The organism is Sorangium sp. So ce590 (assembly GCF_051521365.1).
Classification (GTDB): Bacteria; Myxococcota_A; Polyangia; order Polyangiales; family Polyangiaceae; genus Sorangium.
This window is the reverse complement of record NZ_CP150346.1, coordinates 5686787-5700642: the sequence shown is the minus strand read 5'-3', so window position 1 is coordinate 5700642 and position 13856 is coordinate 5686787. Positions and strand designations below refer to the sequence as shown.

Here is a 13856-nt window from a genome sequence, read left to right as displayed (position 1 = left end):
AGATGCTCCGGCTGACGCGCTATCTGACGAAGAACTACGACACGCCCGACGGCCACAAGCTCTCGGTGTACGAGAAGGGCGGCGGCTATCAGCAGGCGAAGCGCGCCCTCGGGATGACGCGCGAGGCGCTCGTCGAGGAGATGAAGGCCGCCAACATCCGCGGCCGCGGCGGCGCGGGCTTCGCGATGGGCGTGAAGTGGAGCTTCATGCCGTGGCCCCCGAAGCCCGAGAAGCCGCACTACCTCGTCATCAACGCGGACGAGGGCGAGCCCGGCACCTTCAAGGACCGCACGCTGATGGAGAAGAACCCGCACTCCGTCGTCGAGGGGTGCATCATCGGGTGCTTCGGCATCGGCGCCCACGCCGCGTACATCTACGTGCGCGACGAGCTGCACCTCTCGAAGGCGCGGCTCTGGGCCGCGATCGAGGAGGCGCGCGCGAAGGGCTACCTCGGCAAGCGCCCGTTCGGGATCGACTACCCCGTCGAGGTCTACGTCCACACGGGCGCCGGCGCGTACATCTGCGGCGAGGAGACGTCGCTCCTCAACTCGCTCGAGGGCAAGCGCGGCGAGCCGCGGCTCAAGCCGCCGTTCCCCGCCCAGTTCGGCGCGTTCGGGATGCCGACGACCGTGAACAACCTCGAGACGATCGCCGCGGTGCCCACGGCGCTCGAGCTCGGGGGCGACAACTTCTCGAAGCTCTCGGCGCTGCACCACCTGAAGGACGGCGGCTGCCGGCTCTTCGGCGTGAGCGGCCACGTGAACAACCCCGGGATCTTCGAGGCGTGCGTCGGCGTCACCCTCCGCGATCTCATCTACGACTTCGGCGGCGGCGTGAAGCACGGCAACCTGCTCGCGGTCATCCCGGGCGGCTCGTCGTGCCCCATCCTGCGCGCCGACGAGATCGTCAACGCCCCGAACGAGAAGTCGCCGCTCCACCCGTGGCACGGCCAGAGCGTGCTCGACGTGCCGCTCGGCGTGGACACGTTCCGCTCGCTCGGGACGATGCTCGGGACCTGCTGCGCCATCGTCCTCAGCGACAAGGCGTGCCCGGTCCTCGCGATGCACAACCTGATGCGCTTCTACCGCCACGAGTCGTGCGGCCAGTGCACGCCGTGCCGCGAGGGCAGCGCGTGGATCCACCGGATCCTCGATCGCATCGTGCACGGCGAGGGGACGATCGAGGAGCTCGATCGGCTGCACGAGATCGCCGACAACATCATGGGCAACACCATCTGCGCCTTCGGCGAGGGCACGGCGATGCCCGCGCTCGGCTTCCTGCGCAAATTCCGCAAGGAATTCGAGGCGTACATACAGACCAAGGGCCGGTCGTCGACAGGGGTGCTCTCGCCGTGAAAATCTTTGAATTCGCCTTCTTCGGGCTGGCGTCGCTGCTCGTCCTCCTCGGCGGCGTGGCCACGGTCGCGGCCCGGAACCCGATCCGCGGCGCGATGGGCCTGCTCACGTCGATCGTCGGCATCGCGGGGCTCTACCTGATGCTGTCCGCGGAGTTCCTCGCGGCGATCCAGATCCTCGTGTACGCGGGCGCGGTCGTCATCCTCTTCCTCTTCGTGATCATGCTCCTCGGCCCGTCGGCGACGTCGCCGCGCGACGCCCGCACCGCGGTGCCGCGCTACCTGGGCGCGGGCGTCTTCGTGGCCAGCAGCATCGGCGCGCTCTCCCTCATCGTGAGCGCCGCGAAGCCCGGGGCCCGGGTCCTCGCGGAGGCCCCCGAGTCGCTCGGGACCATCGATGCGCTCGGGCACGAGCTCTTCACGAAGGGGATCGTGCCGTTCGAGCTCTCGGGCGCGCTGCTCCTCGTCGCCGTGGTCGGCGCCGTCGCCGTCGCCCGTGGCAAGCAGGTCGACCCCACGCTGCTGCCGGTCGGGGCCGCGTCGCCGGACGCGAGCGACCAGGTCCCCGTGCGCGACGCGGCGGCGCCGGACCCGCAGCCGGGCGCCCTCACGGGCCACTTCACCCTGTCGACGAAGGAGCCGAAATCATGATCTCCGTCCCCATCGAGTACTACCTCGTTGTCGCGGCGGTGCTGTTCGTGATCGGGTCGGTGGGCTTCCTGCTGCGCAGGAACCTGCTGGTCCTCCTGATGAGCATCGAGCTGATGCTCAACGCCGTGAACCTCACGCTCGTCGCGTACAACCGGGTGCACCTGCACGATCACACCGGGCAGATCTTCACTTTCTTCGTCATCGCCATCGCCGCGGCGGAAGCCGCAGTCGGTCTCGCGATCGTGCTCGCGTTCTATCGCATCCGGAAGACGGTGCGCTCGGACGACGCCGATCTCCTGAGGAGTTAGCGTGGAAGCCCTGAGAGTCTTATTCCCCGCGTCCGAGTTCGCGCTGATCGCGGTCGTGCTCGGCCTGCCGGCGCTCGGCGCGTTCGTGAACGGCCTCTTCGGCAAGCGGCTCGGCAAGGACGCGGTCCGGCTGATGGCGCTCGCCGCGCTCGGCGGCGCCTTCCTGGCGGCCGTCATGACGTTCCTGATGCTGCCGCACGATGGCGGCAAGCTCACCTGGACGGCCTGGCGCTGGTTCTCGATCACCGGCCGGATGGGCCAGTCGATCCCGATCGACGTCGCCTTCAGCGTCGACGGCCTGAGCGGGACGATGATCCTCGTCGTCACCGGCGTCGGCTTCCTCATCCACCTCTACTCGTCCGCGTACATGCGCGAGGACCCCGGGTACCACCGGTTCTTCGCGTACCTGAACCTGTTCTGCTTCTCGATGCTCGTGCTGATCCTGGCCGACAACCTCGCCGTCCTCTTCGTGGGGTGGGAGGGCGTCGGCATGTGCAGCTACCTGCTCATCGGCTTCTGGTTCCAGGACGACAAGAACGCGAGCGCGGGCAAGAAGGCGTTCGTCGTGAACCGCATCGGCGACTTCGGCCTCCTCGTGGCGATGGCGATGCTCGTCTACTACACGGGCACGCTGAACTTCGACGGCATCGCCGCGAACGCGGGCAACCTGCTCTCCGCGGTGAAGGTCTGGCCGATCGGCAACATGTCGGCCGAGACGGTGCCCGGCTTCCTGAGCTTCCTCATCCCGTCGCAGCCCGTGCTCATGTACGCGGCGACGCTGGTCGGGCTCGCGCTGTTCCTCGGCTGCGCCGGCAAGAGCGCGCAGATCCCGCTGTACGTCTGGCTGCCCGACGCCATGGCCGGCCCGACCCCGGTCTCCGCCCTGATCCACGCCGCGACGATGGTGACCGCGGGCGTCTACCTCGTGGCCCGGCTCGCGGCGGTGTTCGTGCTGTCGCCGTTCGCGATGGCGGTGATCGCGGTGACCGGCGTGCTCACGGCGCTGTTCGCGGCCTCGATCGGGCTCTTCCAGAACGACCTGAAGAAGGTCCTCGCCTACTCCACGGTGAGCCAGCTCGGGTTCATGTTCATCGGCGTGGGCGTCGGCGCGTTCGCCGCCGGCTTCTTCCACGTCCTCACGCACGCCTTCTTCAAGGCCTGCCTCTTCCTCGGCGCCGGCTCGGTGATCCACGCGATGCACGCCCGCATCCACGACACCGACAGGTCCCAGGACATGCGGAACATGGGCGGCCTCAAGAAGTACATGCCCCTGACCCGCTGGACGTTCCTCCTCGCGTGCTTCTCGATCGCGGGCTTCCCCGGGTTCGCCGGGTTCTGGTCGAAGGACGAGATCCTGTGGCGCGCCTTCTCCAGCCGGATCGCCTCGGTGGCGACGCGCGGGCAGCCGGTGTGGCAGTGGCCCGAGTGGCTCGGCCCGACGATCTTCTTCGCCGGCATCGTGGCCGCGACGATGACCGCCTTCTACATGTTCCGCGCCTACTTCATGACGTTCCACGGCGAGTTCCGCGGCTGGAAGATCGTGGGCGGGTGGAAGGATCCGCACCCGCACGGCCATCACGACGACCACCACGCGCACGCGGACGGCGAGAAGCTCGATGGCCCGGAGCCGCACGAGTCGCCGCTGTCGATGACGATCCCGCTGATCGTGCTCGCGGCGCTGTCGGTCTTCGCCGGCTTCCTCATGGCGGAGCCGCTCGTGCACCTCACCCACGTGCACGCGTTCGCGCCGCTCGCGCACCTGCTCGAGCCGGTCTTCTCGATGACGTCGCGGGCGGTGGTGGAGCGCGAGGCGGCGAAGGGGATGCTCTTCCCGATGATGCTGCCCGGCGTCGCGGCGTGCTTCATCGGCATCGTCGCGGCGACGTACGTGTACTGGAACCGCCGCGGCGAGGACGAGCGGCGCTTCGCCCAGGCCTTCCCGCGGCTCTACCGGCTCATCTACGACAAGTGGCGGATCGACGAGCTCTACAACGCGACGGTGGTGGGCATGGTCGACGCCCTGGCGGACATCTTCACGATGGCCGACAAGTGGATCATCGACGGCGTCATCGCCAAGCTCACCGCCGCGCTGGTCGGGTTCTTCGGCACGGTGCTGCGCGCGCTCCAGACGGGCCGCGTGCAGGTCTATGCCGCGTCGATGGTCGTCGGGCTCGCCGGCGTCGGCTGGTTCATGGTCAGCCCGCACGCGGACGCGAACGTCGATGACGCGCAGCTGCGCCGGTCGGGCGAGGTGAAGCTCTCGGCCGCGCCCGGGCTCGGCTACCAGTACCGCTGGGAGGGGCCCGGCGTGCCGTCGCGCGACTTCTCCAAGACCACCGACGTCACGGTGAAGCTCGAGCCGGGCGAGAAGAAGGACGTCGTGCTCCGCGTGCGCAACGCCTTCAACCGCGAGGCGACCGAGACGTTCTCGTTCTCGCGGCCACCGGGCCGCAAGAGCCCGACGGGTCCGACCACGCTGCGGGTCCCGGACGTGCCCACGCTCCCCCCGGGGACGACCCCGGCGGAGCAGATCCATGACCTGATCAAGCCGAGAGGCCTGCAATGAGCGCGCTCGACCTCGTAACCCATCACTGGCCGGCGCTCGCAGCCGGCGTCGTCGGAGCGCTCATCCCGCGGGGCGCGGACGCCGCCCGCGCGGACGGCGATCACGACCACGACCACGGGCACGGCGACGACCACCACGCGGGCGACGACCACCACCACGGCGACGGGCACGGCGAGGCCCAGGCCAGCGCCGGGTACACCCCGTGGCAGCGGTTCGGCCTCGGGCTGATCGCGGCGCTGACCGTGCTCGGCGTGCAGTGGCTCTGGCCGTCCGGCGCGCCGGCGGCCGCGGCGGAGGCGTCCGGGGAGTGGTCGTCGCTCCTCAACGTGCTCATCGGCCTGCCGTTCGTCGGGGCCGCCGCGGTGCTGTTCATGCCGCGGCAGATGCTCTCGCTGCTCCGGGGCTTCACGCTGGCCGTGCTCGGCGCGGGCTTCCTCGCGTCGCTCTGGCTGCTCAGCGTGCCGATGACGGAGGGCTGGCACTTCCAGTCGATCAAGGAGTGGATCCCGTCGCTCGGCATCCGGTGGCACGTCGCGATCGACGGCATCAGCCTCTGGCTCGTCCTGCTCACGACGTTCATCGCGCCCATCGCGGCGTACGCGTCGTTCGGGTCGATCAAGAGCCGGATCAAGGAGCTCTGCTTCTGCCTCCTGCTCCTGCAGGGCGCGATGCTCGGCGCCTTCGTGGCGCTCGACCTGTTCCTGTTCTTCGTCTTCTGGGAGCTGATGCTGGTGCCGATGTTCGTGATGATCGGCATCTGGGGCGGCGTCGAGAAGATCAAGGCCGCGCTCAAGCTGTTCGTCTACACGATGGCGGGCTCGATGCTGATGCTCGCGGGCATCGTGTACCTCGTGTGGGCGAACCAGAAGCTCACGGGCGCGTACACCTTCGACTACCTCGCGCTCTCGCGCGTGGTGCTGCCGCGCAGCACCCAGATGCTCTGCTTCTGGGCGTTCTCGATCGCGTTCTTCATCAAGGTGCCGATGTGGCCGGTGCACACGTGGCTGCCGGACGCCCACGTGCAGGCGCCGACCGGCGGCTCGGTCATCCTGGCCGCGGTGATGCTGAAGATCGGGACGTACGCGTACCTGCGCTTCTCGATGGGCCTCTTCCCCGGCCCGGCCTCCAGCCTCGCGGCCAACCTGGCCGGCATCGCGATCCTCGGCGGCGTGCTCTACGGCGCGCTCGTCGCCTGGAAGCAGTCCGACGTGAAGCGGCTCGTGGCGTACTCGTCGGTCGCCCACCTGGGCTACGTGATGCTCGGGCTCTTCGGCGTCACGCCGAGCGGGATCCAGGGCGCGGTGCTCCAGATGGTGAACCACGGCGTCTCCACCGGCGCGCTCTTCCTCCTCGTCGGCGTGATCTACGATCGCCGCCACACCCGCCAGGTCTCCGAGTTCGGCGGCCTCGCCAAGGTGATGCCGGTCTACGCGGCGCTCTTCCTGATCGTGACGTTCGCCTCCGTGGGCGTGCCCGGCACGAACGGGTTCATCGGCGAGTTCATGATCATCACCGCGACCTACGTCTCCGAGCGCCTCGGGGTCTTCAGCGGGATCCACACCGTGGGCGCCGCGGCGGGCGTCATCCTCGCCGCCGTCTACATGCTGAGCGTCGTGCAGAAGATGTTCTTCGGGCCGCTCACGAACCCGAAGAACAGGCACCTGCCCGACCTCACGCCCCGCGAGGGCCTCGCGCTCGCGCCGCTGATCCTGATGATCTTCGTGATCGGCCTGTTTCCTGGGATCTTCCTCGATCGGATGAAGGAGTCGGTCCTGTCTACTTACAACCAGTTCAAGGTCGTCTCCGGGCAGGCGATCCTCTTCGCGGACGAACAGAACGCGAAGCTCCTGCCCGAGGACACGTTCTCGCCGGCCTTCATGAAGGGGGCGCCCGTGCTGCGCTCCGGTGAGGGCGCGGAGGGGGCGGGTGACGGCGGAGAGGCGCGGCTCGAGCCGGCGGCGGGCGGCAAGGTCGTGGCGCGCGCGGGGGAGGCGGCGCGATGAACGTCGGACCTTTCATCGCGGTGTCGCCGCTGCTGGTGGTCTCGCTCGGCGGCCTGCTGCTGATGCTCACGGAGGCGTTCTCGCACCGCCGCGAGGAGTCGCACGACCGCCGCTCCGGGCCCTCGTCCGACATCGCGCTCGGGACCGCGATCACGCTCCTCGCCGGGGCGGTGTTCTCGGGCGCGGTCGGGTTCGTCGGCCCCGAGACGCTGGACGGGGCCGACGTGCTCGCGCCCTACCTGATCATCGACCGCTTCACGCTGTTCTTCTCCTTCGTGCTCTGCCTGGGCGGCGCGCTGGCGGCGCTGCTCGCCGGCGGGTACCTCCCGGAGCACCGGCTCGATCGCGGGGAGTTCTACCCGCTGCTGACCTTCTCGACGGTCGGCGCGATCATCCTCGCCGCCGCGGGGGATCTGCTGACGCTCTTCCTCGGCCTGGAGACGATGTCGCTCGGGGCGTACGCGCTGACCGGCTTCCGCCGGACCTCGCCGCGGAGCACCGAGGCGGCGATCAAGTACTTCCTGCTCGGCTCGTTCGCGGCGGCGCTGCTCCTCTACGGCGGCGCGCTGATCTACGGGGCGACGGGGCACACCGACCTCGCCGGGATCGGCCAGACCATCGCGAGCGCGACGGGGGACAAGGCGCCGAACCCGGCGCTGCTGCTCATCGGGGCGGCGCTGATACTGGTGGGGCTCGCGTTCAAGGTGAGCGCGGTGCCGTTCCACATGTGGACGCCCGACGCCTACGAGGGCGCGCCGACGCCGGCCACGACGTTCATGGCGGTCGCGGTGAAGGGCGCGGCGTTCGCGGCGCTGCTGCGCGTGCTGCTCGGCGCGTTCGGCGGCCCGGCGCTCTCGTCGTGGGCGGCGGGCTGGCCGCCGGCCGTGGCGGTGATGGCGCTGCTCACGATGACGGTCGCGAACCTCATCGCGGGGCGGCAGGAGTCGGTGAAGCGGATGCTCGCCTACTCGAGCATCGCGCACGCCGGCTACCTGCTCGTCGGCGTGGCGGCGACGGTGCGCGCGAGCGAGGACGCGCAGGCGAGCGTGATGTTCTACCTGCTCGTCTACATGGTCTCGACGGTCGGGGCCTTCGGCACGCTCATCCTCTGCGGCAGCCGCGGCGCCGAGGCGGTGAGCTACGAGGATCTCTCCGGCATCGGCAAGCGGCACCCGGTGGCGGCGCTCGCGTTCTCGCTGTTCCTCCTGTCGCTGGCCGGCGTCCCCCCGACCGCCGGCTTCTTCGGCAAGTTCTACATCGTCAAGGCGGCGATGGGCGCCGAGCTGTACACGCTGTCCGTGGCGCTGCTCCTCAACAGCGTGCTCTCGGCGTACTACTACCTGCGGGTGCTCGTGTTCATGTACATGCGCGAGCCGGCCCCGGGCGCGCCGATCGCCCGGCCCATGCGCTCGGGCTACGTCAACGCGGCGCTGATCGTCTCCGCGGTGCTCGTGATGGTCCTTGGCATCTGGCCGACGACCTCCCTCGGGATCGCGGTTCGCGCGGTCCTCGCTTCGCACTGATCCACGACCATCCCGGATTCCGCGGAAGGGGGGCCTCGCCGAGCTGGCGGGCCCTCGGGGCCCCTGCTCGTCGGGCGGCGCGAGGAAGCGCGACGGTCGCGGAGGCGGATGCGGCGCGACGCAGCGCGCCGCGCGTCGCGCGCTGCCAACTGATTTGGCAACGATGGCACCGGCGCCAGCGGCGGTCGCGTCCTTCTGGAGCGAATCCGCGATGCTGCGCGGGGCGCGCGAGTTGCTAAAGTCGGCGCCGATGCGGAACGGTGAGAAGATGCAGAAGACGGCGAGGAACTGGCGGATGCGGGCGGCAAGCGTGGCGCTGCTCGGGGCGCTCGGGTGTCAGGGGGGGAACACGGGCGGAGGCTCGCCCGCGGGGAGCGCGGCGCCGGCAGAGAGCGCGGCGCCGGCAGGGAGCGCGGCGAGCGCCGGCGCAGCGGGGAGCGCGCAGGCGGCGCCGGCTGCGCTGTCCACGATCTCGTTGACCTCGGAAGCCGTGCTGAAGGTGATGAACCCGCGGGGGCGAGCGCCGTACAGCGGGCCCACGGGGACGCTGCGAGGACGGGTCACCATCAAGGGAGACCCGCCGCCGGACACCGGGCTCAGCTTCCCGATCGGCAAGTGCGGTGAGGCAGCGGCCACCTACGGGAGGCTTTTCCGGGTGGGGCAGCAGAACGCCGTCGCCGACGCGCTCGTCACCGTCGTCAACTACAGCGGCCACGTGCCCGAGCGCGAAGAGGCAGAGAAGGTGACCATCCACGGCTGCGCGTTCTCGACCCGGACCGTGGCCATGACCTTCGGACAGCGGCTCGAGGTCGCGAACCTCGACCCGCTGGAACCCTACATGCCCAACCTCGAGGGCGTCCCCTTCATGGCCGTCCTCGTCGCCATGCCGCAAGGCGAAGCCGTGCCGTTCCACCCCCCGCAGCCGGGCTACTACCAGCTCGTGGACAAGATGCCGAAGCCGTTCCTCAAGGCCGAGGTCTTCGTGCTGAAGTTCGCGACCCACGATGTGACCGGCCTCGACGGCAAGTTCGAGATCAAGAACATCCCGGTCGGCAAGGTGCTCACCGCCGCCCTCCTGCCAGCCATCGCGCAGGACGTGAAGAAGGAGATCGAGATCAAGGAGGGCGAAAACACGCTCGATTTCGAGCTCAACTTCGATCTCAAGAAGCACAACGAGAAGAAGAGCGCGAAGCCGTCGCAGTGAGCTCAGGGCGCGGCCGGCGCGCCCCCTGCGAGCTCGCGGTGAACGCGCTGCTCGATCGCATGCGACAGCGGATCGCGGGCGCCGGGCGCGGGGGGCGGAGGCGGGCCGAGCCAGGCGAGCGCGGCGTCGCGGCCGACGCGACGCAAGAGCAGCTCGGCAAAGAGGAGCCGGGCGAGCCGCGAGGGGGGCACCGCGGCGCCGCCGCCCGCGGGCGCATTGAGCGCGTCGCAGGCGCGGGTCAGCGCCTCGAGATCGCCGCCCAGATCGGCCGCCGCCGCGAGCGCGACGAGCGCCGAGGCGCTCGCCGGGTCGGCCGCCGAGACGAGCTCGGCCTGCTCGCGGGCCTCGGCGACGCGGCCCAGGGCGGCCGCGCGCACGGCGATCTCGGCGGGCGGCAGATCCGCGTCGCGCGCCAGCCGGCGGGCGCGGCGCAGCTGCCCCAGGACCAGCGCCTCGTCGAGCTCGGCCAGCGGCCCCCGGGGAGGCAGCGGCCGCCCGGAAGCGGCAGCCCTCCGCGACGCGAGCTCGCGCAGGCGCCGCGCGGCCTCCTCGGCCGCCGCGCGATCGCCGGCCCCCAGGGCCACCGCGCGCAGCTCGCGCCACGCGTCCGCCGACCAGGGGCGACGCACGAGGAGCGCCCGCAACGACAGGCGCGCGTCCTCGGTCCGGCCGAGCTGCCGCAGGATCTCGGCCCGGAGCAGGATGCCGTCGTCGCGATCCGGATCGAGCAGGATCGCCCGGTCGACGCGCCCGAGCGCCGCCAGAAGCCGCCCCGCCGCGAGATCGCAGCGCGCCTGCTCGCGGTGGGCCGGCTCGTAGTCGGGATCGATCGCGCGGGCGCGCTCGAACGCGTCGTCCGCCGCCTCCGGGCGGTCGAGGCGGCAGCGCACCGACCCGACCCGGGTCCAGATGTCCGCGCTCTCGGGATCGCTGTCCTCCGCCAGCTCGTAGGCCTGCAGGGCCATCGCGAGATCGCCGCGCGCCTCGGACTCGGCGCCGATGGCGTACAGCGCGTAGGCGTGCGGCCCGATCTGGCGGCCCTCGATGATCTGGCCGTCCACCGAGCGCGCGACCCGGGGCGCGGCGCAGCCGGCGCCGAACGAGAGCGCCGCGAGCGCCGCGAGCCGCGCGGCGGAGCGCGGCAGGGCTACGCGCACGCGGCGATCTCGGCGAGGAGGCGATCGTTCTCCTCGCGGAGGCCGACGGTGATCCGCAGCCGGTGCGCGAGGCGCCCGCCCGCCGCGTGGAAGCTGCGCACGAGGACGCCGCGCGCCGCGAGCGCCTCGAACACCTCCCCGGCGGGGCGGCGCGTGCCGACCCAGAGGAAGTTCGCGTGGCTCGGCGCGACCGAGAGGCCGAGCTCGGCCAGGCCGCGCGCGAGGCGCTCCCGCTCGTCGGTCACGGTCGCGGCGGCGCGGTGGAGCTCGCCGCCGAGCTCCCGCAGGGCGTAGGTGGCGGCGCGCTGCGACGGGACGGGCATGTTGTAGGGCTGGCGGACCTTGTCGAGCTCGGCCACGAGCGCCCGGTCGCCGAGGAGCCAGCCGACCCGCAGCGACGCGAGGCCGATCTTCGAGAGCGTCCTCAGCACGGCGACGTTCGGGTGCTTGCGCCAGAGGGCGAGCTGGTCGCGCGGGGCGAAGTCGATGTACGCCTCGTCGAGGATCACGAGGGCGTCCTTCGCCGCGGCGATGACCGCCTCGAGCCGGTCCTCCGACATGAGCGCGCCCGTCGGGTTGTTCGGCGAGGCGATGAAGACGACGTTCGGGCGCGCGAACTCGACGGCGCGCACGAGGCCCGCCACGTCGAGATCCCAGCCGGCGTCGAGCGGGACCTCGACGGCGCGCATGCCCCGCGCGCGCGCGCTCAGCTTGTACATGACGAAGGTGGGGCTCACCGTGACGATGCTCGCCGCGTGCGCGTCGGGCCGCGGGCGGCTGAGCGCGGTGAGGACGATAGAGATCACCTCGTCGGAGCCGACGCCGGCGAGGACCTCGTCGGGCTCGGCGCCGCAGCGGGCGGCGATGGCCTCGCGGAGCTCGATCAGGCGCGCGTCGGGGTAGCGGCCCCAGTCCTCGGGGGCCGCGGCGCGCGCGAGGGCGGCCCGCGCCTCGGCCGAGAGCAGCGGCGGGCTCTCGTTGGCGTCGAGGCGCACGGGGAAGTGACCTGCGACCGGGGTGTAGGCGTGGAGCTCGGCGAGCTCCGGGCGGAGCAGCGCAGGGAGGAAGTCGGGCAGCGGCATGTCTCGGTCCACGGTCGTCGCGGGCGGGGGGGGAGGGGAGCTGGGGAGCGGTATACTACCCGCGCCTGAGCGGGAACATCTCGACGTGCGATGCCAGGTGATCTCATGCCCACGATCCGCCGTGCGACCGTGCTCGTGCCGTCGCTGTCGTCCCCCATCGTTCCAGGCCTGAACCTGATCTCCTCGCCGGACTTCCCGCTGGAGGAGCGAGCCACGGGAAGGCGTTCGCCGTGCGGCGCGCCGCCGAGGTGCCCTGGTCGGTCGCGCGCGTTGGGCAGGATTTGTGGAGATCGTGAGCGGTGAGGGCGGGCGCAGGGCGCGGAGCTTCGCGCAGCCGGCGGGGCCTGGGCCGGCGTTGCTCGGCGCGCGGCAGGCGTCCGCGGTTAAACTCCCTTGTCGCCATGCCGCCCACCGCCTTCGCCGTCTACCACCCCCTGTGGAGCGGCTTCGCGATGCACCCGCGCTTCGATCCTCCGCTGGCCCGCGCTCCATTCCCTCGATCGCACCACGGCGTTCAGGTCCCCTGCTTCGGCGTGTGGTCGAGCCCGGGCGAGCCCGAATCCGTCTGGCAGGCGCGGGCAACCCAGGCACTCGTGCATTTCCCCCGCTACACGGACGCCGAGCTCGTGGGCCTCTCGGACGACGAGATCGACGCTGCATACAACCAGTTCGTCGTCGAGCTCCGCGCGGCCGAGCCCGAGGTCAGGATCCTCGTGGCCACATTGCCCGCCGGATCGACGCTAGCGCGCACGATCAGCCGCGCGCTCTCCCTTCTTCAAGAAGACGACGCGCACCCGCGCGCGCTTCTCCGCCGACGAGGGCCTGTTCATGCCGGTGATCGACATCGCGTGCGCCGCCCGCACAAGCGAGCTCGCCGACCGCGTGTTCGAGAGTCCGTCCCTCGGGCGCGCTCGCCTGGGCCCTCTCGAGCAGGTCATCCGCTTTCGCCTCGACGACGGGGGCGCAAAGGCGCTCTCGCCGCCGCGCTCCTTCGGCCTGATGTCACCCCCGCGGCGCTTCAGCTGCGCCATGCCGTTCCTGGTCCTCGTGCTCGCCCGGCGCAGCAAGCTGCCCGTCTTCGCAGCGTGGGTCGAGAACGCCGAGGTCCTCGCGAAGGCGCCAGCGTCCCGGTGATCAGTCCTGGTGCGGCGGTGCGCCGGGGAAGCCGCCGCCGTGCGACCCGCGCCCGGTCGGCGCCGTGGGATCGCTCCACGAGCCCGCGTGCTGCGAGCTGGGCGTGCTGACCTGGCCCACCGTGGGCGTGCCACCGCATAGCGGTACTCGACGGCAACGCCGCCTGAGTCCACGACCTTGACCAGGTCTCCCCGCGCATCGATCTCGTACGCGACCCCGAGCCGGCGGTGCTGCGCTCACGTCGACCGGGTGGCCAGCCTTGCCTTGTCCATCAGCGCCGGGCGGCGCCGGAGGGCTGGGCGGTCCCGCGCCGTCGTTGCTGCCGCCACCGCCGGCGCCGCCGTTGCCTCCGCCCTGCGGCCCGCCCCCGCCCGGGCCCCCGGCTCCGTCGCCGCCGCCGCCGCCGCTCGCGTTGCTTGCGCTGGCGCCGGCGCCGACGGTGATGCTCTTGTTCATCTGGCCCATGCTGCCGGTGATGCCGGCCATGCCGAGCTCGAGGAGGACGTTGGGCGCGCCGAGCCAGGGGAAGCAGGGCCCGCCGGTGTTGAGGCTGACGACCTCCTTGAGCGTGCCTGGCTCGTTGCCGTGGCACGCCTTCATGCAGCCGCCGACCGTGAGGATCTTCGCGCCCTCGATCTTCGTGCGCATGCACGGGTCGATGATCCCCTCGGCGACGGTGCCCATGGTCGGGTAGGGGATGGGCAATGGGCTGGGCGCGGCCGGGGTCAGGCACACGCTGACGGCCATGCCGGTCATCTGGTGTCCGGATTTCCCCGTGACGGTGTTCAGGTGGAGGGCAGTGACCTTACCCATGGCCCTGGCATGCTCTCACGGGCGGGGAGGCGGCCACGACCGCGCGCTCGTCCCTGCAGTC

The 13856-nt window shown here is 71.2% G+C and carries 11 protein-coding genes; 8 read left to right on the top strand and 3 right to left on the bottom strand.

Annotated features, from left to right (window positions below; genetic code table 11):
- Positions 1–2: 2 nt before the first annotated feature.
- The 7 genes from nuoF (at position 3) to WMF28_RS21110 (ending at position 9609) form a co-directional block, all read left to right on the top strand.
- On the top strand, positions 3–1355 hold the full coding sequence (gene nuoF / locus WMF28_RS21140) for an NADH-quinone oxidoreductase subunit NuoF (RefSeq protein ID WP_437604067.1): 1353 nt from the start codon (positions 3–5) through the stop codon (positions 1353–1355).
- Positions 1352–2005 carry an NADH-quinone oxidoreductase subunit J family protein gene (locus WMF28_RS21135; protein WP_437604066.1) on the top strand — a complete coding sequence of 218 codons (654 nt, stop codon included), beginning with the start codon at positions 1352–1354 and terminating at the stop codon, positions 2003–2005. Before nuoF ends, WMF28_RS21135 begins: the two co-directional genes overlap by 4 nt.
- Positions 2002–2313, top strand: coding sequence for an NADH-quinone oxidoreductase subunit NuoK (gene nuoK / locus WMF28_RS21130; protein ID WP_437604065.1), 312 nt, complete (start codon positions 2002–2004; stop codon positions 2311–2313). Before WMF28_RS21135 ends, nuoK begins: the two co-directional genes overlap by 4 nt.
- 55 nt (positions 2314–2368) lie before the next feature.
- Complete coding sequence (nuoL, locus tag WMF28_RS21125; RefSeq protein WP_437604064.1) at positions 2369–4879, top strand: NADH-quinone oxidoreductase subunit L; 2511 nt, start codon at positions 2369–2371, stop codon at positions 4877–4879.
- Positions 4876–6882 (top strand): complex I subunit 4 family protein, encoded by a 2007-nt coding sequence (locus tag WMF28_RS21120; protein ID WP_437604063.1) that lies wholly within the window; start codon positions 4876–4878, stop codon positions 6880–6882. Before nuoL ends, WMF28_RS21120 begins: the two co-directional genes overlap by 4 nt.
- Complete coding sequence (locus WMF28_RS21115) at positions 6879–8405, top strand: NADH-quinone oxidoreductase subunit N (RefSeq protein ID WP_437604062.1); 1527 nt, start codon at positions 6879–6881, stop codon at positions 8403–8405. Before WMF28_RS21120 ends, WMF28_RS21115 begins: the two co-directional genes overlap by 4 nt.
- 250 nt (positions 8406–8655) lie before the next feature.
- The gene (locus WMF28_RS21110; RefSeq protein WP_437604061.1) at positions 8656–9609 is read left to right on the top strand and encodes a hypothetical protein; all 954 of its coding nucleotides are present in this window, start codon (positions 8656–8658) and stop codon (positions 9607–9609) included.
- A gap of 2 nt (positions 9610–9611) precedes the next feature.
- Here the strand turns inward: WMF28_RS21110 and WMF28_RS21105 are convergent, their stop codons facing one another.
- Positions 9612–10766 (bottom strand): tetratricopeptide repeat protein, encoded by a 1155-nt coding sequence (locus WMF28_RS21105; protein ID WP_437604060.1) that lies wholly within the window; start codon positions 10764–10766, stop codon positions 9612–9614.
- Complete coding sequence (gene hisC, locus WMF28_RS21100; protein ID WP_437604059.1) at positions 10757–11848, bottom strand: histidinol-phosphate transaminase; 1092 nt, start codon at positions 11846–11848, stop codon at positions 10757–10759. The genes WMF28_RS21105 and hisC overlap by 10 nt, the downstream gene beginning before the upstream one ends.
- An 828-nt stretch (positions 11849–12676) precedes the next feature.
- On the opposite strand from hisC, the gene WMF28_RS21095 reads away from it, so the two are divergent.
- Positions 12677–12982: a hypothetical protein gene (locus tag WMF28_RS21095; RefSeq protein WP_437604058.1), complete on the top strand. Its 306-nt coding sequence runs from the start codon at positions 12677–12679 to the stop codon at positions 12980–12982.
- Here WMF28_RS21095 and WMF28_RS21090 read toward each other — a convergent pair whose 3' ends face one another.
- On the bottom strand, positions 12983–13795 hold the full coding sequence (locus WMF28_RS21090; protein WP_437604057.1) for a DUF4150 domain-containing protein: 813 nt from the start codon (positions 13793–13795) through the stop codon (positions 12983–12985).
- Positions 13796–13856 lie beyond the last annotated feature (61 nt).